Origin of the sequence: Leptospira gomenensis, from assembly GCF_004770155.1 — a bacterium.
GTDB classification, from domain to species: domain Bacteria; phylum Spirochaetota; class Leptospiria; order Leptospirales; family Leptospiraceae; genus Leptospira; species Leptospira gomenensis.
The window spans coordinates 1-23,571 of record NZ_RQFA01000063.1 but is presented as its reverse complement, the minus strand read 5'-3'; the positions used below and the strand labels follow the sequence as shown (position 1 = coordinate 23,571).

The 23,571-nt window shown below is 47.8% G+C and carries 21 protein-coding genes; 16 read left to right on the top strand and 5 right to left on the bottom strand.

The features are described from left to right. Positions 1 to 4: 4 nt before the first annotated feature. The 4 genes from EHQ17_RS13855 to EHQ17_RS13840 all read left to right on the top strand — a co-directional run bounded on the left by EHQ17_RS13855 (position 5) and on the right by EHQ17_RS13840 (position 5,346). On the top strand, positions 5 to 1,129 hold the full coding sequence (locus tag EHQ17_RS13855; RefSeq protein WP_135595605.1) for a SpoIID/LytB domain-containing protein: 1,125 nt from the start codon (positions 5 to 7) through the stop codon (positions 1,127 to 1,129). 25 nt (positions 1,130 to 1,154) lie between these two features. Further along, the gene (locus EHQ17_RS13850) at positions 1,155 to 1,850 is read left to right on the top strand and encodes an ABC transporter ATP-binding protein (protein ID WP_135595604.1); all 696 of its coding nucleotides are present in this window, start codon (positions 1,155 to 1,157) and stop codon (positions 1,848 to 1,850) included. Positions 1,851 to 1,857: 7 nt separating this feature from the next. Further along, the gene (locus EHQ17_RS13845; RefSeq protein WP_135595603.1) at positions 1,858 to 4,338 is read left to right on the top strand and encodes an ABC transporter permease; all 2,481 of its coding nucleotides are present in this window, start codon (positions 1,858 to 1,860) and stop codon (positions 4,336 to 4,338) included. A gap of 78 nt (positions 4,339 to 4,416) precedes the next feature. Further along, positions 4,417 to 5,346 (top strand): hypothetical protein, encoded by a 930-nt coding sequence (locus EHQ17_RS13840; protein WP_135595602.1) that lies wholly within the window; start codon positions 4,417 to 4,419, stop codon positions 5,344 to 5,346. Positions 5,347 to 5,413: 67 nt separating this feature from the next. On the opposite strand, the gene EHQ17_RS13835 is transcribed toward EHQ17_RS13840, so the two are convergent. Then, complete coding sequence (locus tag EHQ17_RS13835) at positions 5,414 to 6,121, bottom strand: hypothetical protein (protein ID WP_135595601.1); 708 nt, start codon at positions 6,119 to 6,121, stop codon at positions 5,414 to 5,416. Beyond that, entirely contained in the window at positions 6,114 to 6,677 is a 564-nt protein-coding gene (pyrE, locus tag EHQ17_RS13830; protein ID WP_135595600.1) for an orotate phosphoribosyltransferase, read from the bottom strand. The genes EHQ17_RS13835 and pyrE overlap by 8 nt, the downstream gene beginning before the upstream one ends. Before the next feature lie 188 nt (positions 6,678 to 6,865). Here pyrE and EHQ17_RS13825 point away from each other — a divergent pair, with 188 nt between their 5' ends. Beyond that, on the top strand, positions 6,866 to 7,945 hold the full coding sequence (locus EHQ17_RS13825) for an acyl-CoA desaturase (protein WP_135595599.1): 1,080 nt from the start codon (positions 6,866 to 6,868) through the stop codon (positions 7,943 to 7,945). A 134-nt stretch (positions 7,946 to 8,079) separates the two neighbouring features. Continuing rightward, positions 8,080 to 10,020, top strand: coding sequence for an NAD(+) synthase (gene nadE / locus EHQ17_RS13820; RefSeq protein ID WP_135595598.1), 1,941 nt, complete (start codon positions 8,080 to 8,082; stop codon positions 10,018 to 10,020). Between the two features lie 100 nt (positions 10,021 to 10,120). On the opposite strand, the gene EHQ17_RS13815 is transcribed toward nadE, so the two are convergent. Further along, positions 10,121 to 10,825: an LIC_20245 family lipoprotein gene (locus tag EHQ17_RS13815; protein WP_135595597.1), complete on the bottom strand. Its 705-nt coding sequence runs from the start codon at positions 10,823 to 10,825 to the stop codon at positions 10,121 to 10,123. 116 nt (positions 10,826 to 10,941) lie between these two features. Between EHQ17_RS13815 and EHQ17_RS13810 the strand changes: the two genes are divergently transcribed. From EHQ17_RS13810 to recJ, 6 genes are all read left to right on the top strand, one after another. Further along, on the top strand, positions 10,942 to 11,685 hold the full coding sequence (locus EHQ17_RS13810; RefSeq protein ID WP_135595596.1) for an LIC11073 family putative lipoprotein: 744 nt from the start codon (positions 10,942 to 10,944) through the stop codon (positions 11,683 to 11,685). Then, on the top strand, positions 11,682 to 12,470 hold the full coding sequence (gene rsmI / locus EHQ17_RS13805) for a 16S rRNA (cytidine(1402)-2'-O)-methyltransferase (RefSeq protein ID WP_135595595.1): 789 nt from the start codon (positions 11,682 to 11,684) through the stop codon (positions 12,468 to 12,470). Before EHQ17_RS13810 ends, rsmI begins: the two co-directional genes overlap by 4 nt. A gap of 12 nt (positions 12,471 to 12,482) precedes the next feature. After that, entirely contained in the window at positions 12,483 to 12,806 is a 324-nt protein-coding gene (locus EHQ17_RS13800) for a flagellar biosynthesis anti-sigma factor FlgM (RefSeq protein ID WP_135595594.1), read from the top strand. 86 nt (positions 12,807 to 12,892) lie between these two features. After that, positions 12,893 to 14,059 carry an iron-containing alcohol dehydrogenase gene (locus tag EHQ17_RS13795; RefSeq protein ID WP_135595593.1) on the top strand — a complete coding sequence of 389 codons (1,167 nt, stop codon included), beginning with the start codon at positions 12,893 to 12,895 and terminating at the stop codon, positions 14,057 to 14,059. Between the two features lie 540 nt (positions 14,060 to 14,599). Then, positions 14,600 to 14,920: a bactofilin family protein gene (locus EHQ17_RS13790; protein ID WP_135595592.1), complete on the top strand. Its 321-nt coding sequence runs from the start codon at positions 14,600 to 14,602 to the stop codon at positions 14,918 to 14,920. A 2-nt stretch (positions 14,921 to 14,922) separates the two neighbouring features. Further along, positions 14,923 to 16,869 (top strand): single-stranded-DNA-specific exonuclease RecJ, encoded by a 1,947-nt coding sequence (recJ, locus tag EHQ17_RS13785; RefSeq protein ID WP_135595591.1) that lies wholly within the window; start codon positions 14,923 to 14,925, stop codon positions 16,867 to 16,869. Here the strand turns inward: recJ and pcnB are convergent. After that, complete coding sequence (gene pcnB / locus EHQ17_RS13780; RefSeq protein ID WP_246057553.1) at positions 16,855 to 18,369, bottom strand: polynucleotide adenylyltransferase PcnB; 1,515 nt, start codon at positions 18,367 to 18,369, stop codon at positions 16,855 to 16,857. The genes recJ and pcnB overlap by 15 nt on opposite strands. A gap of 53 nt (positions 18,370 to 18,422) precedes the next feature. On the opposite strand from pcnB, the gene EHQ17_RS13775 reads away from it, so the two are divergent. Both EHQ17_RS13775 and EHQ17_RS13770 read left to right on the top strand, forming a co-directional pair. Further along, entirely contained in the window at positions 18,423 to 19,439 is a 1,017-nt protein-coding gene (locus tag EHQ17_RS13775) for a M23 family metallopeptidase (protein ID WP_135595590.1), read from the top strand. A 151-nt stretch (positions 19,440 to 19,590) separates the two neighbouring features. After that, positions 19,591 to 20,523: a prolipoprotein diacylglyceryl transferase gene (locus EHQ17_RS13770; protein ID WP_135595589.1), complete on the top strand. Its 933-nt coding sequence runs from the start codon at positions 19,591 to 19,593 to the stop codon at positions 20,521 to 20,523. Between the two features lie 277 nt (positions 20,524 to 20,800). Here the strand turns inward: EHQ17_RS13770 and EHQ17_RS13765 are convergent, their stop codons facing one another. Beyond that, the gene (locus EHQ17_RS13765) at positions 20,801 to 22,186 is read right to left on the bottom strand and encodes a protein-disulfide reductase DsbD family protein (RefSeq protein WP_425460716.1); all 1,386 of its coding nucleotides are present in this window, start codon (positions 22,184 to 22,186) and stop codon (positions 20,801 to 20,803) included. 326 nt (positions 22,187 to 22,512) lie between these two features. Between EHQ17_RS13765 and EHQ17_RS13760 the strand changes: the two genes are divergently transcribed. Together EHQ17_RS13760 and EHQ17_RS19985 are read left to right on the top strand one after the other, a co-directional pair. Beyond that, a complete protein-coding gene (locus tag EHQ17_RS13760; RefSeq protein WP_135595588.1) occupies positions 22,513 to 23,214 on the top strand; it encodes a hypothetical protein in 702 nt (233 codons plus the stop codon). Positions 23,215 to 23,354: 140 nt separating this feature from the next. After that, positions 23,355 to 23,571: hypothetical protein (locus tag EHQ17_RS19985; RefSeq protein ID WP_210414552.1), on the top strand; the 217-nt coding region annotated here is incomplete at its 3' end.

The following is a 23,571-nucleotide window of genomic DNA, read 5'->3' as shown; positions in this document are numbered from 1 at the left end:
CTCTATGACCAGAAAACTAGTTTTGTATTGTACTCTCATCCTCGTCCTTTGGGAAGCCGGTTGTAACACCGTGATCATTCGTCCCTGGACTCCTCCGTATAAGAGCCGTTCGGTGCACGAGATCCGCGTATTGATCGGAAAAGCGGAAGGCGATCTTCAGATCCGCGGGGAAGGTCTCCTATCCGTATACGACGCCAACGAACTTCTTATAAAAAAGGGAATCGATATCATTTCGCTTAACGTTTCCAAACTCAAGGCTCCGATCCGTTTCGCGTCCGAAACGCAAGGCCTGGAATTCAAATCGTTGAAAGTGCGCGGATCGATCCTGTTGGTTCCCCAGAACTCGGGACCGGCGCTCGTGGTAAACGTACTTCCTCTCGAGGAGTACTTATACGCCGTCGTACCTTCCGAGGTTCCTTATAGCTGGCCGCAAGAGGCTCTCAAAGCGCAGGCGATCTGCGCTAGAACCTATGCGGTGCGTGAAATATTAAATAAAAAGAATGCGTTTTACGACGTGGAGGCCAACACCAATTCCCAGGTATACGGAGGATTGGAAAAGGAACATCCTTCCACGACGAAAGCGGTGCAGGATACGACGGGAGTATTGGCGGTTTACGAGGAGACGCCAATCCAAGCCTTCTTTCATTCCAACAGCGGCGGAAAAACAGAAGTCCCCGAAAACGTATGGGGAGGAAAAAGAATTCCCTATCTTTCGACGGTGGCTTCCGAATTCGATCGCGCGGGCGACAACTTTTATTGGAAGGACGTGATTCCGCAGGAAACGTTGGATTCAAAATTCTCGCATTTAAAATTGGGGGAGATCCGTTCCGTTCAAGTATTGTCCAGAACCGCGTCCGGCCGAGTGGATCTGATGGAACTTTCCGGAAGCGAAGGTTCTTCCCGAATACGCGGCAAAGAATTCAGACAAACGTTGGGAAATTCCGTACGCTCCTTGCGGTTCGGAATTCAAAAAGAAGGAAACGGATATCTCGTAAAGGGGATGGGTTCGGGTCACGGAGTCGGACTCAGTCAATGGGGAAGTTTCGGAATGGCGAAGGAGAATTATAACTACGTCGAAATCCTGAGACACTACTATCCGGGTACGGATCTAGCCCGGATAACGCGTTAATCCGAAGTCGTTTAACGATACTCTTATGACCGAAACGGTTTCGTCCGACGTACGTAGAATAGAAATCTCCGCCCTAAACAAATCGTATCGTAGCGGAAAACTTCTAACTCCCGTCCTCAAGGGTCTGGACCTAAACATTACGAGCGATTCTTTGGTGACTCTGATGGGACCTTCCGGTTCGGGTAAATCAACTTTTTTGAATATACTCGCGGGAATCGACGTGCCCGACTCGGGAGAAGTGAACGTCAACGGATACGAACTTCATACAATGGACGAGGCCGAACTAACCGCCTACAGACGCGCGGAAACCGGAATCATATTCCAATTTTTTCATTTACTTCCCTACCTCGACGCCTTGGAAAACGTGGCGATTCCGCTTTATATTTCCGGTATCGGAAAAAAGGAAGCGAGACAAAAGGCCGAAGAAGCCCTCGAACAGGTGGGTCTCGCGGAAAGAATGTTCCACAAACCGGACGAATTATCCGGCGGAGAACAACAAAGAGTCGCCATAGCGAGAGCAGTTTGCAAACGTCCTTCGCTCATTTTAGCGGACGAACCCACGGGGAATCTCGATACCAAAAACGCGGAAAAAGTGATTCGGTTGCTGATCGACCTACAAAAACGAAACCGATTCACTCTTTTTATAGTCACACACGATCCGAACCTAGGCTCACTCGGAGAACATAGACTCAACATGGCGGACGGAATCCTGACCGACTAACGCCAATATGTCGATACGACTTTACGTACTTTTTCTTTTCGAATACTTCCGAAGCCATACGTCCGCCGCATTTTTTGCGTTAGTCGGAATATCCCTCGGAGTGGGCCTTTTTATATCCACGACCGCCAACGGAATCAAAGCCGAAAAAAGTCTCACCGACTTCGCGATGGGATATTTCCAAGGAGAATACAAAATCAAAATCTCCTCCGCGTTAGGGGAACAGGATCTTCCCGCGGAACTAATTTCCAGACTTCATCGAGATCCCGATCTGGGTTGGGTCGTAAAAATCGTCCCCAGGATACAAAGGGAAGTGATCGTAAACGATTCCATACGCGCGGTATATCTAGGGTTGGATTTTCTCAAAGAAACGGGAAACCTAAGCGTATCCGCCGAATCGTTTCAGGGATTGGGAATGGATACGGTATTCGTGAGTCGCGCCTTGTCCGAACGATTGAATTCCGAACCGACTAAAATCGAAGCGGATCAGAAAAAGTTTACGATCGCAAATTGGAAAAGAATCGAAACCGAAGGAGGCAATCTATTCTTAGAGGACATCGACTCGGCGATGAAACGCTTTGGGATTTCGGGAAAGGTGAGTTTTCTTCTCGTTCAACCGGACGAATTTCGCGTAGAACAAAAATCGATTTTGGAAACCAAACTCGGTCCGGATTACAGAGTGGAAACGATAGACGACATACGTGAAAAATCCGGAAACGCGCTGCGATCGTTTCAGCTCAATCTTCTCGTGATTTCGTTCATCTCCCTGATCATCGCCTTCTTCATGGTATCGAACACGATGTCCGGATTGTATCTCGCTCGCGAAAAAGAATTAGGAATTTTGAAAACGATGGGCCTCGGTCGTGGACATACGTTTTTACTTTTTGTATCGCAGTCGTTTTTACTCGGAAGCGCGGGAAGTTTTTTCGGTCTTATTTTGGGATTTTACTTTTCCCGATTGGAATTTTTCAGTCCGGAAGCGACCACCGCAGACCTTTCCTATCTCAAAACTTATACTTCGATTCCTTCGGAAATATGGATCGTATCGATGGGTATCGGAATCTTCGGGTCCGTGTTTTCCTCCGCCTTCTCATCCTGGAGAGCCGGTAAAATTTCCCCGTCAACCGTTCTGCGCGAATCGGCGTCAGGAAACGCGAGGATATCGGACGCAAAATTGCTGTTATACGGAGTGACGTCGTTGATTCTTTTTTGCGGAGTCGCCTATCTTCCGTTTCGAACGCAGATTCCGTGGGCGGGATTGATAGGCATCGGAGGAATCGTAGTCGGAATCGTTCTTTGTTTTCCCTGGATATTTTCCGCCTTCGGAGAATTGTTTTTCCGGTTCTCACAAATTTCGGACCGTTCCTTTGTGTTCGCGAGGATCGGTTTGGAGGAAACCAAAAACCAACCTCTGCGGAATACGCTCACCTCCGCAACGTTGATGCTCGCTACTTCCCTTGTGGTCTGTCTTTCGATTTTGACGGACAGTTACCGCAGATCCCTAAACGACTGGGTAAACGAGGAATTTCCGGCGGATCTGACCGTGATAAATTCCTCCAACTTAGCCGCGGGAATCAACGGCGGAGTTCCCCTCTTTTTGTTAAACGAAATCTCAAAAATCGAAACGGTACGATCGTTGGACGGATTTTGCGTTAACACTCGCGTCGAAACTGACAAAGGAAACTTTACGATTCACGCATATACTTTTTCTACACACGACGGGGAAAATTCCCCGGAAAGAAACGCGACGGGAGAAAAGGAAATACTGATCTCTTCCAATATGGCGTATCTTCAGAATTTCAAGGTCGGAGATACGATTCCTATATCCACTCCTCTCGGAAAAAAGGAATTCTTGATTCGGGGAATCAAGGAACATTTTTTCTCAGAACGCGGAACGATCATGATGGATATAAATCGATACGAGGAATATTTCGGACTTCAAGGATATAACTCTATTAAGATATTCTTAAATAAGGGAGCCGACCTCTCTTTGACAAAGAGAGAAATCGAGGAAATTCTCGAAGAAAATCCTTCGCTAAAAATTTTGGACGCCGCGGAAGTGAGGGCTTTGTACACGGAAGGAGTGGATAAGGTGTTCGGAGTTTTGAATACTCTAAAAACCACCGCGTTTCTGATCGCGATGATTTCCTTGATTTCCTCCCTACTTCACAATCTGATCTCTAAAAAAACCACTCTCGGAATCCTAAAGTATCTGGGAGCGGACTTCGCACAAATACGGCGTATCCTTATGACGGAGAGCGTTTTTATCACCGTGATTTCCACCTGTTTCGGAATTCTTTTGGCCTTTCTTCTGTCTCCGATCGTATTGTATGTGGTCAATAAGAACGCGTTCGGATGGACCTTAAAATTCACGGTTTCCCCGGAAATCGTCCTGTTTTTTCTTTTTCTTTCGCCGATTTTGGGAATAATATCCTCCGTCTTTCCGTTGTATACTCTGAGAAAACTCGGATACAAGATGAGTAGAGAATGAGCGACACGTTCCGAAACGAACTGAAACGAAAACCAACTTGATCCGTAGTCTTCGCTTCGATAGGATGTTATCACCGACATGAGTACACTCGCCGACGTAGCTCTGGAAATCGCCTCCGAAATCAGGAAGGTAAATTTACAGGAGGACGAAAAGATCCCGACCTCCGACACGTTCCTGAAGGAACTGATGTCGATGTATTCCCGGGAGCCCGAGGAGATCCGCAATATTTTAGAGGCTTTGCGCGAGGCGAAGATCATATTCGTCATCAAGATCGTATTACCCGACGATAAGAATACGAAGATGAACGATCCGGGCGTGGACGCGTACGCCTACGCGGATTTGAAAATCCTGGGCGACGTGAAATACTTCGCCGAAAAAAAATTGGAACGTCTTTACGAAGCGACCTATTATAAAAAGAAATCGCCTTCCCTGATAACCCGCGAACTTTTTCCGAAAATCCGAGAGCTGAACAATACTCCCATAGGAAGAATCGTAAACATCGTCGTGATGCTCGAAGAGTTCGTCCGAATGATGAACAACAATCCGAACGATTTTCAGGAGGAGTTCCGCGTGCGCGCCTTAGAGGAAATCCTGGAATCGAAAACGGGAATCGCCTCCGGAGGAAAGGATATCGCCGACGAAACCCCCACCGGATTTTCCGGTTCTTTCGGACCGGCGTTGTCGCAAAGGGCGACGGATCGGATGGAATCGCAGACCGCCAGTTTTAATCCGAACAGTCCTTGGGGAAGAATGGTTTCTAAGTTTTCCATCGACTTTCTTTTGCGGGTTCATCTTAGGAAATGCGAATTCGAAACGATCCGAAAACTGATCCTCTCCGGGAAGGTCGTGGAAACGGAACATCTACGATTGGTTCGCGACAGCCTTTTGAAAATGGAAAAAAACGTCAACGTGGATCGGGTCCTCGCCTCCTACTTAGAGGAAATGACGGAACTGCGCAGACTCGCACAAAGAAAATTGAATATACTCTCCAAATCGCAGTCCTTTTAAAGGGAAAAAACGCCGTATCGGAAACGCGTTTCCGAACCAAGCCCGAACACGTTCCAAAAAAAGAATATTATAAAACGTTTAAATAACGGAGCGCCTGCGCGATCAAAAGCGCTCCCAAAAGAAAAATCCATCTGCGTTTCGCGGAAAAACGGGTTTGGATTTTATCCTCCGGAAAATAAACCGCCACCAAAAGAGCGTTGACGTTGGCGATCAGATACGCCGATTCCGGTTTTATGTTCCAGTTCGGCATGGCGACCGCCGCAAAAATCGCGAACGTGGGAAGAAAATACAACAAGGTTCTCGGATGAAAAAAAGCCGGAGCGTTTAGGGTCAAAGTCGTTTTTTTACCGCTGCGTTTTTCCAATTCCTCCTGAAACGCGTCGGGATCGGCGAGATTGAGGACGGGGATCTTGTCCTCTTTCGTATTGATTAGAAATCTTGAATATGATCGGAATCGGTCCCGTTCGACGGTAACGATGGATTTGAAACGGATTTCGAAGGATTGCCCCTTGGAGTTGTAGAGTTTGAGGGAATGTTGCGTCAGTTCCACCTTGGCGCCGCGAAGCACCTGCAACTGCCTCGTAAAATTGCGTAGAAGAAGAAAACCCAGTACGATCGAAAACAGACCGAAAATTCTCACGAAATCCGTGCGGCTTTCCTCGGGAACTTTCAGAAAATTCCAAACCAAAAACGCAAAGTATAAAAGAACGACCGCCGACGAACGAAGAATCAGATTTTTGCGGAACTTGGGATAATCATATTCAAATTCACTCATGTTCGAGGTTCCCGAAATCGCTTTTTTTAAACAAAGGAAACATTTCCACACCTTCGGAACGGATCGCCTCACGGCCTCCCTCTTCCCGATCCAGGATGCAGATTCCGTGCGTCACATCCAGACCGGAATCGCGTAGGCTTCGGATGGCCTGGATCGTCGAACCTCCGGTCGTAATTACGTCGTCCACGACCACGCAGGATTTTACCGCTTTGATCGCGCCTTCCACGAGTTTTTTCGTTCCGTGATCCTTGGAAAGTTTGCGCACGATCAGAGGATAAACGTTTTGATTGAACTTTCGGAATTCCAGACCGAGACCGTAACAGATTGGATCCGCACCCATCGTCAAACCACCGAACGCTTCCACCTTGGTGATTCCGGATTCGCGTAGGTGTTCCTGGACGATCCACCGACACAAAAGTTCCAAACGATCCGGAACGAGCGTGATTTCCTTACAATTGAAATAATGACGGGAACGTTTTCCGGAAGCCAGGGTAAAGGGTTCTTCCGAGTAACGATACGCGTGGGTTCGAATCAGTTCGAAGAGTTCTTGTTTCATAAACGATCATCATCCCGTTGGAGAATGGATTTTTAGCCAGTGAATTTCCGGGAAAAAATCTGGAAACCGTTTTCGACCGGGAAAAAAATTCGAAAAAAAAACTCGAATTTTGCAACCTGCGATCCCGTTCTTTCTCATAACTAACGTAGTTAATTAAAAGTTCGGAACTGCACAAAGAGGATAATACGATGCAAAAAGAAACGACGATCAACTGGGTTACCACGATCTTTTTGATTCTCACTCCGATCGTGGGAATCGCCGGGACGATTTGGCTCGCGAGCGACCGAGGAATCCCCTACCAAACCTGGCTTTTGTTTTTATTTATGATGTTTTCGACGGGGGTCGGAATTACCGCGGGATATCACCGTCTTTTTTCCCACCGCGCCTATAAGGCCTCGTTTCCGGTTCGTATCTTTTTTCTTCTCTTCGGAGGAGCCGCGTTTCAAAGTTCGGTTCTGGAGTGGAGTTCCGACCACAGGATCCACCACAGATACGTGGACAAGGAAGAGGATCCGTACGCGATCACGAAAGGATTTTGGTTCGCTCATATCCTGTGGTTGTTTAAAAAACGCGAATATACTCTGCAGAACATTCCCGATCTGAAAGAGGACAAATGGATCGTACTGCAACACGAGTATTACCTACCGATTTCGATCTTTATGTGTTTTTTCTTTCCCGGTCTGATCGCATGGACCTGGGGTGATTTCGCGGGTGGAGTTTTGGTCGCGGGATTTTTACGTTTGTCGATCAATCATCACTTTACGTTTTTCATCAATTCACTCTGTCACTTCAAAGGATCGCAGCCTTTTTCCGACAAACATACCGCCAAAGACAATTGGTTCCTCGCGCTTTTCACGTACGGAGAAGGTTATCACAACTTCCATCACGAGTTCCAAGCGGATTACAGAAATGGAATCCGCTTTTTCGACTACGACCCGAGTAAGTGGCTCATCAAAGCCTTCGAACTTTTGGGACTTGCCTGGGATTTAAAACGGATTCCCGACGAACAAATTTTCCGCAAACGGGTGCAGATGGACGAAAAACGAATTCGCCAAAAATGGGAGAACCGGTCGGTATCTCTTCCCGAAGAATGGGAATCCGGTTTGGAAACGCGCAAACGATCCCTGCTCGAACTTCAGTCGGAATGGACCGCACAAAAAGAATCTCGGGACAAAACCAAGAACAAGGAATTAGAATCTAAGTTCCGCTCCGAATTGAAATCCTGGAAACGGCTTATCTCCGGAGACGGAACCTCCATGGTTTCCTAAATCGATCCGAACGTTCTTCGATCCGAAACCGAGTACGGACGGGATCGGAGAACCGACCAGGATCGTTTTTTCCGCGGACTCGAAACCGAGAAAAAACACTTTCAAAACGGCTTTCTTACGGAATGTTGTAATTCATGCAAGCCGTTCGACTCACCTCCGTTTCGTTAAAGACCAGGGTTTTGGATTTCGAGGGAAACCTTTCCAAAATCAAACGAGTGCTCCAAGAGGAGAAGAATTCGGATCTGATTTTATTTCCTGAACTTTCCCTCTCCGGATACGGCTGCGAGGATTCCTTCTTTTTTCCGAGGGTTTGGAAACGATCCTGGGAATCGTTAAACGAACTGCTTCCTTTTACGGAGAATAAGATCGTGGTGGTCGGTCTTCCCGTGTTCCAAAATCCGTATCTGTTCAACTGCGCCGCCGTACTCTGCAACGGAACCGTAGCCGGAATCGTCCCGAAATCCAACCTCGCGACCACGGGAGTTCACTACGAAAACCGCTGGTTCGCGCGGGGAGAAGAGTCGGGAGAAATTTGGATCGCACCCGACGGAAGCGCAGTACCCTTCGGAGCCTTACTTTTTGAAACGGATCGTTTTTCTTTCGGAGTGGAAATCTGCGAGGATTCCTGGGTTCTACAAAAACCTTCCATTTTGTTAAGCGAAGCGGGAACCGACCTGATCCTTTCTCCGGGAGCCTCCCACTTCGCGTTCGGAAAACAAAAAGTCCGCAGACAGATTTTTCGGGAAAGTTCACGACGGGAATCGAACGTATATCTTTTTTCCAATCTCTGCGGAAACGAATCCGGAAGATTGATCTTCGAAGGAGGTGCGATGGCCGTACAAAACGGGGATTTGATCGCGGAATCCGAACGTCTGTTTTTCGGGGAATTCAAAACCTGTACCGTGGAAATCGATTTCGACGTTTCGCGCGTTCACCGTGCCCGAAACTTCCGTCCTTCGGGGAATCGCAACCGATCCGAAAAAGGGGGAGAGGATTCCAAAATTTATCTTTCTCTCGACTTCCCCGTACGCTCCCCGCGAGTTCACAAACCGATTCCAGAACCTTCCGTTGCCGAAGAGCAGGAATCCTTCGGCGATTTCACACGGGCGGTCGCTTTAGGACTTTATGATTATCTAATACAAACCGGAACAAAAGGTTATACTCTTTCCCTGTCCGGAGGTGCGGACAGCGCGGCCTGCGCCCTATTGGTTACGGCGATGAAAAAAATCGCCAAAGAGGAATTAGGTGATCGCGCCTTCGCGGCGCGTTCGATCGAGGAATCGAAACTACTTTTCACGTTGTATCAATCCACGGTAAACAATTCGGAACGGACAAAACGTCTCGCCGCGGCATTGGCTCTGGATTTGGGAACGAACCACGGAGACGTATCCGTCGATTCCGAAGTGGAACGAATCACCGAAAAGATATCGAACGTCACCGGAATCGAACTCGATTGGAAAAAACACAATCTTGTTCTGCAAAACATACAGGCCCGAGTCCGTTCTCCGATCGTATGGATGCTCGCCAACCTCAACGAACACCTTCTTCTTTCCACGGGAAATCGAAGCGAAGCGAGCGCCGGGTATACGACGATGGACGGGGATTCTTCCGGATCGGTGGCTCCTTTGACCGGAGTGAGCAAAGAATTCCTACTTCGGTGGCTGAACAACGTGGCGGCGGGGAAAGACCCGGTCCTGCCGTCGTATCCTTCCGTAAAGGAAATCGTGTTGTCTCCTCCGAGTGCGGAACTCAAACCTCTCGAAGAGGGACAAGAGGACGAGAAGGATCTTATGCCTTATCCTCTTCTGCAGAAGATAGAGGAACTGTTCGTCGTGAGAGGTGCGGAATATTCGGAAATCGTAACGTTAGTCGCCTTAGAGCCGGAAGCGGCCGGAATACCGCGGGAAGTTCTCGAAGAATACGTACGGAAATACGTAAGACTGTTTCACAGAAATCAATGGAAACGGGAAAGACTTCCTCCTTCCTTTCATCTGGACGGATACGGGTTGGATCCGAAATCCAGTTTCCGATTTCCGATCCTTTCGGAGGAAAAGGGATCCGGACTCGGCTCTTAGACGTTTTTCTAGGACGAAAATCCGGTCCCGCGGAAACGAAAGAGGCGCACAACTTCCGCGAGGAAAGGATGGGATTTCGTAAAAAATAAAGCCGTGAGTGTTACAAACCCGCTTGTTTGAACGCGTTTTCCTTATCTCTCTGCACTTGTTGTAATTGATTTTTGATGGACTCTTGGATGTTCTGAAGTTTTTTTTCGGTCTCTTCCTCTCCCGAACCTTTTTGTAAATCCACGAGATAGTTGATGATGTCCATCCGATCCTGCGTTTGTTTTTCCATATGAGAGTAGTAGGAACGGATCTGAGCGGGGTTGGCCGTTCTAGCAAAAACGTTTCGGGCCGCATCCGCAATCTGGGCGTCCTCTTGTTTTTTCGCCTCTTTTTCCGCGGGACTCATCTTTTTCGGAATGAGGGAATTGTTCGGAAATCGTTCCCGAAGTTGACTGAACCGTTCCATCTCTTCGTTGGTATACGGTTTGTTGGTCTGCGGATTGACTGGATTGTCTGCGTCGGCCGCGTTCGGATCGGCTTCCTTGGCCGCTCCCGTTTCCGAGGACTCGACGTATTCTCCCTTACCCGCTTTGTAAAATGAAGAATCGAAGATGGATTCGTTGGTTTTACCGCTTCCGGATTCCGAAGAAGAGGAAGAAGAAGAACCCCCTCCGCCCAAAAGAAGAGCGACGCTGTCCGCTTCCCGATTTTTTTTGGCGCGTTCGGAAGGATCCTCGGAAGAGAATAAAATCCACACGAGCAGGATCAAAGCTACGGAAAGTCCGGAATAAAGAACGAGTTTACGAATGCTTAGCACGGTCGGCTCCGAAGAACAGGGAAATTTTGATTGTAAGACCGCAGTTCCGGTAAATTCTATCCGGAAGACGGATTCGTTTCTAATTTTCGGGAAATTGAATCCTACGCAAGATAAAAATGTTTCTTCGAATACGTTCGCAAACGATTCTTCCGATCCTCGGTTGGTTTTGGTTGACCTTCGTCGGTTGTGGTATGAACACCGACGTGGCACAATCTCCGTTCGTCTTTATTTCTCCCGTGGGAGTTCCCCAATTTCTGAGTGTAATCGCGATCAACGAAGGAATCACGAACAACGCCACAAAGGATTTGGATTTTATTTCCGAACCCAATTCCTACAAACCGGAATATCTGGTCCGTTATTTCGTGACCAACGTAGAACCTCAGTTCGTCGGCTACAATTTATACATCACGACCGCGGCCCCTTCCGTCGCGGAAACGTTGGCCGGAGGAAATATCTATCTCGAAAACGGGGTGCAACCATCGTTTCCTCATCTCGCGTCCGATGCGTCCACGAGTTCGATCAAACTACAGTCGCATCGGGTCCTCAATCAGATTCCTCCTCCGGGAGTGTTTCCGTTCGTAAAATGCGAAGTTTATACGTTTACGCTCCGTGCTTTGATGAACACTGGAATTTTTTCCAACCCTTCCACTCCGGTGAGAATGTGTTCCTCTTCCCGACCTTCTCTTTGTCCCGTTGGCTCGAGTTGTAATCCCTTCGAATGCAACGTCTCCACCTGCTCCGCGGAAGTACGACAAAATTGTCCCGTAGGAACGCTTTGTAATCCTTGTGCAGTCGCAGGCGCGGAAGAAACGGGTTGTGTTTGTCCGGCGGGAGTTTCTCCCCCCGGCTGCAATCTATGAGTTCCGGAGAGGAAACTTCCGAGGAACCGTCGGAAACGGAATCCTCCGAATCGGAATCGCTTCCCCTTCAACCAGGAACCTTGTATGTGGTTTCCACTCCGATCGGAAACTTGGAAGATCTTACGTTTCGAGCCCTTCGCATCCTAAAAAACACGGACCGGATCTTTTGCGAAAACGCAGGTCATTCCCGCAAACTTTTCCGACACTATTCCATAACGACCCCGGCATCCACATTGTATCGGGATCAATCCGAAACTCCGTATGTATCGTTATTGGAAGAATTGCGGTCCGGAAAAAACTTCGCTTTGGTTTCGGATGCGGGAACTCCCGGGGTTTCCGATCCAGGTTCCCAACTGATTCGAACCGTGCGAGAAGCCGGTTTCGTGGTCGCGTCCGTTCCGGGTCCGAGCGCCGTCACCGCTCTTTTGGGGATTTCCGGCTGGCAGGCCAATCCGTTTTTATTTCTGGGATTTTTGTCCGAAAAAAAGGGAAAGAAGAGAAATCAATTGGGGGAATGGAAATCCTTCGAAGGATTGCTCATGTTTTTCGAATCGGTGCACCGAATTGACGATTCCTTGTGTGCCGTCCGGGAAATTTTTCCGGACTGCGAATTTTTAATCGGTCGGGAGATGACCAAAATCCACGAACAAATTCTTCTGATTTCCCCTCTGCACCGAACAAACGCGGAGGAATTTGCCAGAAAAGGGGAATTTGTGGTTTTAATCAATACGAATCGGAAAAAAATGCTTAAAGGCGCTCTCGGAACGGCCGATAGAATTCAGTAGAGGTAAGAAATCATGACTATCGATAAAATCGGTGGGATCGGCGGAAGCGGATACGAACCCAAACGAACCGCTCCGGTAAAAAAAGCGGAATCCAAGGAATCCTTCGATAACGTTTCCATTTCCGACATTGCAAAACAAAAAGCGTCCGAGGCGAAACTCCAAGCCGAGGTACAAACGATTACGCGTAAAATTCTTTCCACACCGGAAGAATCGGATCGTTCCGTGAAATTAAAGGAAATCAAAGAAAAATTAAAAAACGGCGACTACGACAATCTGAGCGCGGACGTATTGAATACGATCGCGGACCGAATCTCAGAAACCATGTTGGGTCAATAAACACCGTTACGGAAAAACTGATTTTTACCTCTATCTAAATTAGAATTATTCCGAGTCACTCGATCTAACCCGGGGGGACGACATATATGCCGATACTCCCCGATTGGGTCAACTTCACATTTCCTCCTAAAATACACTTCGAAGCGGACTGCGGCTACAAAGTCGGAAACTTCGTAAAAAACATCGGCTCACGAACCGTCATTTTTTCCACTCAACAAGAGTTGGAAAATATGGACGAACTTTCCATCATCAAAACCAGCCTGGAAAAACACATAGACGGTGTCATACTTTACGACGACATCGTAAAAGAACCGACCCTCGAAGAATTGGATACGGCCGCCTACTTTGCAAAGATAGCTAATGCGGATTGTATCATCGGTTACGGCTCTTTCGAATCGATCAGTATGGCGAAGTTGATCGCCCTTCTCGTCACGAACGATATCTTCGCAGAAGAGATGTTAAACGATAAAAAAGCGAAACTCAAAAATCCTCTTCCTTTGATCCTGATTCCGACACATCCAGTTTTCGGTTTGGAATGTGCTCCCGTTTCGACGGTGCTTCTCGGCGAGGAAAAGATCGTGAAGTATTTTTCCCACGAACTTCTTTTTCCGGAGCTTATCATCGCAGATCCTAAAATTTCCTCGTTTATGAGTTCCACGGACGTTTCTAAGGTCGGCGTAGGAATTTTGGCTGCGGCGGTGGACACGATTCTTTCCAAGTTTTCTACCGAATTGACGGTTTCCTCCGCGTTACGGGCGATCGAACTTCTTCAGAAAAACCTGATTCCCTCGATACGAGATCCGAAAAACTTGAACTATAAAAACGGTCTCTATGCGGCCAGCCTTTTGACGGGGATCGCCCAGTCGTCTAGTTCTCTCGGACTTTGTTTCGCACTTTCATTAGCAAGTTCGAATATTACAAATTTGGATATCTTTCAGTCGATGTCCATTCTTCTTCCGCACGTTATGGAATACAACCTCACCTCCTCCGCCGGAAAATACGTGATGATCGCGCGCGCTTTGGACGAGGACATCACGAACATCTCCGTTATCGAAGCGGCCATTAAGGCAGTAGAAGGGATCCGGAAAATTTTTATCGAATTGAAGATTCCGCAGAGACTTTCCGAATACGAGGTCCGAAAGATCGATCTTCCGTTGATCGCAAATCTTGCGGCGTCGTTTCCGTTCTTGGATTCTTTGACCCGGGAACTTCCAAAAAACGAAATCGAAACGATTTTAGTCGCGGCTTTTTAGGCAAGATCGCACCGCCGACCTCCCGTCCGCCCACGCGACGCACTTGGACGACAAAACTTTCGTGGGAACTCACACGCAACAAACAACACCGGGCCGCACCTCCGACCACCCGCCCACCACGCACTTGGACGGCAAAACTTTCGTGGGAACTCACACGCAACGTATAACACCGGGCCTCACCTCCGACCTGCCGCCGACCACCCGCCCTCACTCCACGCACTTGGACGACAAAACTTTCGTGGGAACTCACACGCAACAAACAACACCGGGTCGCACCGCCGCACCTCCCGTCCTCACACCACACACTTGGACAACAAAACTTTCGTGGGAACTCACACGCAACGCACAACACCGGGTCGCACCTGCCGACGACCACCCACCCTCACCCCACGCACTTGGACAACAAAACTTTCGTGGGAACTCACACGCAACGCACAACCGGGTCGCACCGCCGACCACCCGCATTCCCCCTGCGGCCCGTCTCAAAAATCCGAAAAAACATTTGAAACCGACTCTTCTCACGGAAAACTTGGAGCCAGAATGAGCGACGAACAAATCGATACTATCATCGGCGACGATATCCATTTTCGGGGAAAACTCAAATTCAGCAATTCCCTGAAAATCAAAGGAAATTTTAAAGGAACGATCGAGACCACGGGACGGCTCGTCATCGGAGACACGGGCGAAGTGGAAGCGGATATCCAAACCGGAACGCTGGAGGTGGAAGGAGCTCTCAAAGGAAACATCTCCGCCCACCAAAAGGTTTCCATCCGAAAAACCGGTAAAGTTTTGGGCGACGTTCGCACCCCGGACCTGGAGATCGAATCCGGAGCCAAGTTCAGCGGCAACAGCGCCATGTAAGAATGCAGAATTCTTACGCGTACGCACACGGCCCGGGTCTGAAAGAACTATCTATCGCCGGGTCGAATCGCCACCTCACTCCGCTCCAAAACAGATTCTACGTAGCGCACCTAAAAGATAAATCCCATCCGGAACATCTTTTGTATCACGGACTACGGGAACTCCCCTCTCCGTTCCTACTTCCCGATCTGGAACCGGCCCTCGAATTGTTACGGCGTTCCGTCCGCGACGGAAAAAAAATCCTCCTCTTTGGAGATCGGGATTGCGACGGAGTTTCCTCCACAAGCCTCCTCGGAGGATTCATCAAAAAAATCCATAAAGGAGAATTGATCCTAAAAACCTCCAACGAAGAAGACTACGGACTTTGTCCGGCGGCGATGGAATTCGTCAAAAAACACAAACCGGATCTTCTCATCACTCTCGATTTCGGAACCACCAATCACGTACAAATCGACGAACTCGCATCGCTCGGCATCAAAGTGATCGTCCTCGATCACCACGAAATCCCCGAACGAATCCCCGATTGTTATCTCGTATCACCCAAACGAAAGGATTCCGCCTACCCCAACGAAAAAATCTGCACTTCCGTACTTGCGTTAAAATTCATCCAGGCGTATCTCTACTCGAGTCTCGAGGAGTTCGACCGAGCCGTCTGGATTCCCGACGGCAATTCCCTATTTTCGGGATATCTCATCCACAGAGGAAAACTTCTATTCCGGGGAGAACGACAGGATCTAACGGGAAAGTTTCCGTTTCCGATCTCGGAACAAACCTATACGTTTGAATCGGCGTATCCGGAACGGGAATGGTTCTATTACGAATTTCTAAAATACCCTGCGCTCCACGAACAATACCTGCAGAGTTTCGATCTCGCTTCTATAGGAACCGTATCCGATATGATGCCTTTGTACGGAGAAAATCGGATCATCGTAAAGGAAGGATGTAAAATCCTTTCTCGTCTCCGCAAACGGGAAACGAGTCATCGGGAAGGCCTGTATCAACTTCTGCAACTTGTGGAAATGGACGAAAAAAAAGTAACCTCCAAGGACTTAGGATGGAGCCTCGGACCGATGATCAATTCCGCCGGAAGAATGAACCGCACCCACGTCGCGCTCGATCTTCTAATGGAAGAAAATCCGGAACGCGCGAAAACCGGAGCCAAAGAACTGCAAAAACTCAACGAGGAAAGAAGAGAAAGAACCAAACGCAACCTCTTTAAGGTGGACGGATTTTTAAAACGCAAAACGGAACGCACGCAAAAGCCGGTCCTTTTCTGTTACGAACCCGATTTCGAACCCGGCGTTTCCGGAATCGTCGCGACCAGACTCGTGGAAGAATACAAAAAGCCGGTTCTTTTCATCACGCCCGATCACGGACACGCCAAGGGAAGCATCCGTTCTTACGGAAAGGAGAACGTACTCAACCTTCTCAAAAAAGCGGAATCCGTATTTTTTCAATTCGGAGGACACAAGGAAGCGGGAGGATTTTCCCTGGAAGTGGAACGGATTCCGGAACTCGCAAAGATCGTGTTCGATTCCGCGGAAACCTGGCTCCAAGAAGAACAAAAACGATCCGCCGAGGACCGCACCGAAAGTCTGATCTCACTCGACCCGACGGAACTCAACGCAAAACTTTTTCAGGAACTTTCCGTCTTCGAACCGTTCGGACACGAAAATCCGATCCCTTTGATTTCGATCAAAAACGCGAAGATCTACCACACCAAACCGATGACGGACGGAAAACACGTTCGTTTCCGAATACTGGGAGCCCCCGAATCGATCCAATGCCTGCTCTGGAATCGGGGAAAAGAATTTATGGATACGTTAAGCGTCACGGGAAGTTTGGACCTTTGGGGTTCCTTGGAAGAATCCACCTACCGATCCAAAACATCCCTGCAATTCGTGGTCGGTCATTTCCGACCTGTGGAAAAAAACTCAGTCTTCGAATGAATCCGAGTCGGAGCCCCTTGTTCCCGTCGAATCCGAATCCTTTCCGCCGGAACGTTGCGAATCGGATGGGGAAACGTCCCCTCTTCGATTTCGCTCCTCGCCGCCCCTTTGGTTTTGTCCGCCTTCTTCCCGGTTTTTGTTGCGGAAGTTTTTTCCTCGGTTGCGGTTGTTACGTCCGCCGCCGTTTCCTCCGCCTCCGCTATTTCCTCCGCCACTGAATTTTTTCACTGGAATCGGACGTTTGCGAACGGAGATCTCCCAAAAGAACGCGCTCTGGATCGATTTTTCGTCGTTCTCCGCGATCGCGCCGATCTTAAAAACCATAAACGCGTCGTAGAAATAATCCTTCATACGGAAAAAATTATTCTGAGAGGACTTCTCGTCTTCCGTACTTAGGAATCTTTGTTGGCTCGCGAAAATTTTGATCAGACGATCCTTGTCCTTTTTCGGAGTTTCCAAACGTTGAAAGATCGGCTCGAGATTGTTTTTGATCGAGGAAACCAGATGCATATTCTCTTTGGAAAGCGCGTCCGTAACCAGATCGGAAAAGATCAAAGAATAAAAGATATGCGGAGTCATCTCTTCGCGTTCGGTCAGAAGTTTGTCCGCAATCGCCAAACGTTTGCCGATATTGGTTTCCAAAAACTTTTCCCCGAAATGGGAATTTTTTTTACGTTCCTTTTCGAACGCTTCGCGGAAAAGAACTTCCAAAAGACCGTGTTCCGCCATTCCCTGAAAGATAAGCGAAGTTTTCCAAGTGCGGAAGATCTTATTGTATTCCTCGAGCATACGAGAACTGGAAGCCTTTTCCAATTCGATCTTGTGTTTGCGGATCGCTTTGGCCGTGGACTTTTCGATTTCCAAACCCAGGATTTCCGAAAACTTCACGGCGCGCAACATACGCACGGGATCTTCTCGAAAGGAAATGTCCGGATCGCCTATGACTCTTAACACCTTATTTTGAATGTCGTCGAAACCGCCAACGTAATCGATGATGGAGTCGTTTCGAACGTCATAATATAAGGAATTTATTGTAAAGTCTCTGCGAGCGGCGTCTTCCTGAGGAGTTCCGAACTTGTTATCTCGTTTGATGAGGTAATCCTGATCTTCCACGGCTTTTCCCAGCCTATAATCGGGAAGGGAACGGAACGTACTGACTTCGATCACTTTTCCACGGAAAAGTATATGCACGATTTTGAATCTTCTTCCGATGATGCGGCAGTTGTTGAAGATTTTTTTGATCTGATTGGGAGTCGCGTTAGTGACAACGTCGAAGTCTTTGGGTTTTCTTCCGAGGAGAAGGTCTCTGACCCCTCCTCCTACGATATACGCCTTGAAGCCGAATTTATTCAGCCTGTGGATGATCTTGACCGCGTCCTCATCTATCATGTTTTTGCGGATCAGGTGAGAATCCCGGTAATAACGCTTGCCGTCGGGGTGGGAGAGAATATCCTCAACTGATTCTATTTTTTTCTTGAACAGATTGGACAGAAATTTCATATAAAGAATGAGTCTATAATCCTCTCATTCCCCCTACCTGCAAGTAAAAATCTATGACAAGTCCTGCAAAGTTCGATCTCAAACTTACCCGTTCCGAACGTCTGCAGGTCCGAATTCTCAGACTCAAAAATCGGTTTCGGAAGTTTAAGGAAGCCGGTTCCCGCAAGATCTCCTTTTTGTTCGTTCCGCACAGTCATGAAAACGTGGTCCGGATCGAGCTGAACGTCTTTATGGCTTGGTTTTTGGGAATTTTAGCGGGACTCATTCTCTGTCTCGCGTTTGTGTTCCTTTCGTATCTGAATTTTTTCTATCAACCCGACGAAGACCTCTTCCAGAGGACGGACGAAAACGTAAGTCAGTATCTGTATTACGATATGCTTCTCCAGGACGCCAAAAAGGAGATCCGTGGGTTGGAACGGAAGACCGAGCAGCTCAATCTCGTGGCTTGGGACGAGGTTCCGTGGAAGCGGATTCTTACGTATGAAGTGATTCCGGAGTTCCGACTCAAAAAAGAAATCCCCGATTCCGAGACGAATCTGGATTTATATAAAAACACGGTGCAAGGATTTTCCGAACAGAACATCGAATTGTCCCGCATTCGCCAGGCCTTCGAAAACGCGTTTGATTATCTGGAGGAACGGGAATCGATCCTCTACGCTCTACCGAGAGGACGTCCGTTGAATCCGGGAGTCGGTTTCGTATCTTCCACGTTTGGCGGAAGAGTGGATCCGTTCGGCCTCGTGATTTTGGGAGAACACCATTCCGGCGTGGACTTTGCCGCTTCGGAAGGAACCCCCATTTACGCGACCGCTCCCGGAATGGTAGTGGAATCCGGTCAGTCTTCCGGAGGTTTGGGAAAAAACATCAAGATCAATCACCTCAACGGAATTTTTACGGTCTATGGACATTGTTCCGAAATCCTCGTGGAAAAAAATCAAATGGTCAAACGTGGACAAAAAATCGGGCTCGTAGGTTCAACGGGAAAAGCGACCGGACCGCACGTTCACTACGAGGTGCATATCGGTCAGGATCCTCCTTTGGATCCGGCGGAATTCATCAACATAGAATAAACCGGGACCTCGGTTCTTTTGGAAACGTTCCTTTGGAAAGAGCGGTTCGAAGTCGCCGATCCGTTTTCGAAAATTCGATGCGAGCCGAGCCCTGTTTCGAAAACGGATTATGGGTTGCTTCCCTCCAGAGATAAGGAGTATTGGTAAGACTATGATCGATAGAATTCAGATTCCGTTTCTCAAACAAGCCTTCGGCTGGGACGGACCTTCCACGTTCAGCATCCTGATGATGTTGGGTTTTTTAGCCGCGTCGTATCTTCTCCCCAAGGAATTAAAACGAAGAGGATTGGAACCGGAACATTCGGACTGGCTTCTTTTATTGGGAATATTAAGCACCCTCGTCGGATCGAAAATCTTTTTCGTATTGGAAATCTGGGACCAGATCTTCGTGGAAACTCCGGGATTCGACGGCAAATATCTCTACCCGCTCACACATTGGTACGGTTTCCCCGGAAGAATGGCGTTGTGGGATAATTTATTCTCCGGAAGCGGGCTTGTATTCTACGGCGGATTTTTATTCGGAATTCTTTTTATTTCGTTGTATATGAAATATTTTAAACTCGATATCCCTTCCTATCTGGACGCGGCGGTTCCGAGTATGGCGATCGGATACGCCATTGGAAGACTGGGATGTTGGGTTTCGGGCGACGGCTGTTACGGTTTTGCGACGGACGTGCGAATCCCCTTGCTCGTGTTCGATTATCATGGGGCGCATCCGTCCGGAGTTCCCGTATGGAACACCCCTTTGATCGAATCGATCATATCCTTTCTTTTTTTCGCGTATTTCCAGTATTGGGCCAAGGATCAAAACTTCAAAAAATTCTCCTTAGGAGCGCAGTATCTGATCCTCCACGGAGCGGCAAGATTGTCTGTGGAATTTCTGAGGGTGAATAAGGCGGTATTCCCGTTTATCGATCCTCCTTCTTTGGTCAATATTCCCAATGCGGAGCAGAACCCTGCGTTCCTAAGTCAGTATTACTGGCACGGATTTTCGCAATCCCAGTGGGTTTCCGTGGCGATCATTCTTGTCGGAGTTTACTTTCTCGTAAAAGGCAAACTCTGGCAAAAGGAAATCACCGCATAAACAATATTAGAAAAAATGAATCATCAGGGTCGGCAAAATCCGCCGGCCCTCAAAGTCCAAAGCCCGTTCCTCGAATCGGAACGACCCGATCCACTTCGCTTTTTTACTTCCACCAAAGAATTGCTTTCCCCAAATTTCCTCGTTTCGTTTGCGATTCGACTGGAATTCCACAAAAACAAGTCCGCGAAACGAAACAAAATACTGAGATCGGCAGGAAGTCAGAAACGATCGAAGGACGACTAACGTGTCCTTTCTAAGTCAACAAAACGCGTTCTTCTTAAGGTTGTTGTAACGCGCGAATCATCGATTCCGTATCGAGGTAATCCGTGTTTTTGTAGAGAAGATTTCCGTCGGCGTCCAAAACCACGAAAAACGGAAGCCCGATTTTTAACTCTTCGAACCTTGGATCTCTCACGTAGGTTTCAAAAACGGGATCCTGATCCTTGATCTTCAAAAGTACAGCGTTTTGAAGAGCGGCGTTTAGCGCATCGTCCGTTTGGGTCAGTTCTTCGAACGCCTTACAGTTGGTGCACCAATCCGCGTAAAAATCGACGAATATCTTTTTCCCGGAATATTTTCCTTCCTCATATGCCAACTGAGGAACACGAAACCAGGATAGATTTCCCTTGGTTTCCAACTCCTCATGAGCCGCGGAACCTCCGCCCGCAAACGAAGGAACGAGAAGAAGAATCAACCCCGCAGCGGAAAGCACAACCCCGCCCAAGAAAAGGGTTTTTTTGATTCGCAAGTATTTATCCCAATCATCCGGAAGAAAAAAATAAAGACATACCAAAAGAATTACGATCCCTGCCGCTGCAATAGGAATGGAACCTTCTCCGACTCCCCAACCTCCGAGCGCCTTCTCGAAATACGTATAAGAAAAATAGAATACCAAAAAGCCGAGCACGTATTGGATCCAGCGCATCCATCTTCCGGACTTGGGCAGACTCAAGCCGAAAATGCCTATCATCAAAAACGGAAATCCCAAACCCACACCGAAAAGAAACATCTTTAGCGCGGCCAACAAAACGTTCTCCGTCGAAATCGCACCCGAACCCGCCGTGATTTGCAGAAGAATGGCCACTACGACAGGGCCCACACAAGGAGATGACAAAAGCCCAGCGCCCATTCCCAAAAGAAAGGTTCCTCCGCATCCTTCCTTGGTTTCCATACCTCTGGATTGAAAAAAAGGAAGATGGACGAGATCCAAAGAAGCCAAGGCGAGTAAAAAAATAACTACGGAAAGGATGAGGTTCGTAATCGGATAACGGAGAATAACGTTAAACGCACCTCCCGAAAATCCGGCGATCAACCCGAAACACCCGTAAACGACCACAAGGCCGAGGTAATAAAGCGTTGGATGAAGAAGACGAGGGGAACCTTCTCCCCGGGCGCGGACGATTCCCACGGTAATCGGATACAATGGATAGACGCAAGGAAGAAGGCTGGCCAGAATTCCTCCGGCGATCAAAACTAAAGCGGTTGTCCAGCCGAGTTCTGCGGCTCCCGCTCCGTGTGTGATGGTGGTTTGGAGTTTCGAAAACCAGGAAACCGATTCCTGGGCGGACAAAGAAACGGTTTCAAAACTTAGGAATAGAAACAGGAACGCGGAGAGCGGAAACGAGTTTGATACAATTTTACGAAGATGAAATTTCGAAACCACGGATCAAACGACCAGAGAAAAACAATTCTTCATTCCGATAACAATCCTTTCTTCCAAAAAACCGAGGTCAATCCGATTCTTGCAAACGACCGTTTGGAACTCGTAGTTTAGACTCGAAAGTCCCAAAAAAGGGTTCTTTTTCGATAAAAAAACCGATCCCTTTTCCGCGTTCACACCGCGTTCTTTCGTTCGAAATTCGTTCTTCGGAGGATTTTGAATTACGAAATTTTACGTTCTCCAAAAAGGAGGTTTTTCAAGCGGGAAAGGTCGGCGAAACGACGAATTCTGCCGAAACTATTAACGTGAGTCTGCGGCATACTCGATCGATGATTTGTATACTTTTGGTTGCGGTTTTGCACGGAAATTCCGGGTCGATTCGCGCCGAAATCGATTTGGATTACAACTACGAATACGAAAAGAACGGTCCCTATACCAAGTTTTCGGATTGGGTTCCGTATAAACTTCACAAATGGGAGCCGAAGTTTCTCGAGGATTATTATCAACTCTACGGACTCAAACTTCACTACGGGGAAAACGAACTCCGAAGAGACATCTACTTCCTGAAAATAGGATTAAAAAAAAGATTCAGACATCCAAAGAACGCCCTTTGTGCGGTTAAAGACGAGGATGAATATTATAAATATCGCAACCTTTTGTTCATGCACATTCATCTTCAGATCATGCGTTCCTATATGAGAATAGCGTCCCAATTCGATAAACGACATCTTTATTTTTATAATCTCGACTTTGCCTACGACCTGGATCGTTCCTTCGAGGTGGCCGAGGGATTTTATAAGGAGGCGATTCCTTATTGGAAGGAAGCGCAGAGATACGCGGATCGTTCGTCGGAAATCGATTCGGATCTGGATTTAGGAACGATGGAAACGGAACGTTATGAGATCATTACCGGGAAATTGGATTTCGGTAAAATCATAGAAGATCATCTTTCTCGTTTGGAGAAAAAAAGAAAAACCATTCAGGAATTTCTGGCACGACATCCAGAAGCGAACAAACCGCTTCTCGATTGAATTTATGATTTATCGTAATTTTTTTCCTTTGTCGGAATTACGATAAATCCAAGAAAGAAATTCATTCTTAGAAACGGTAAGATTTTCCGTCGGGCGAAATTTGACCGTGGATAGAAACCCTCCGGCGTAGAAAGCGTCGTATGATCTCCCTCCACCCGCGTTTATACGAAGTTCGCAGAATTCTACCCACGTTTATACGAAATCCGCAGAATTTCACCCACGTTTATACGAAGTTCGCAGAATTCTACCCACGTTTATACGAAATCCGCAGAATTTCACCCACGTTTATACGAAGTTCGCAGAATTCTACCCACGTTTATACGAAATCCGCAGAATTTCACCCGCGTTTATACGAAG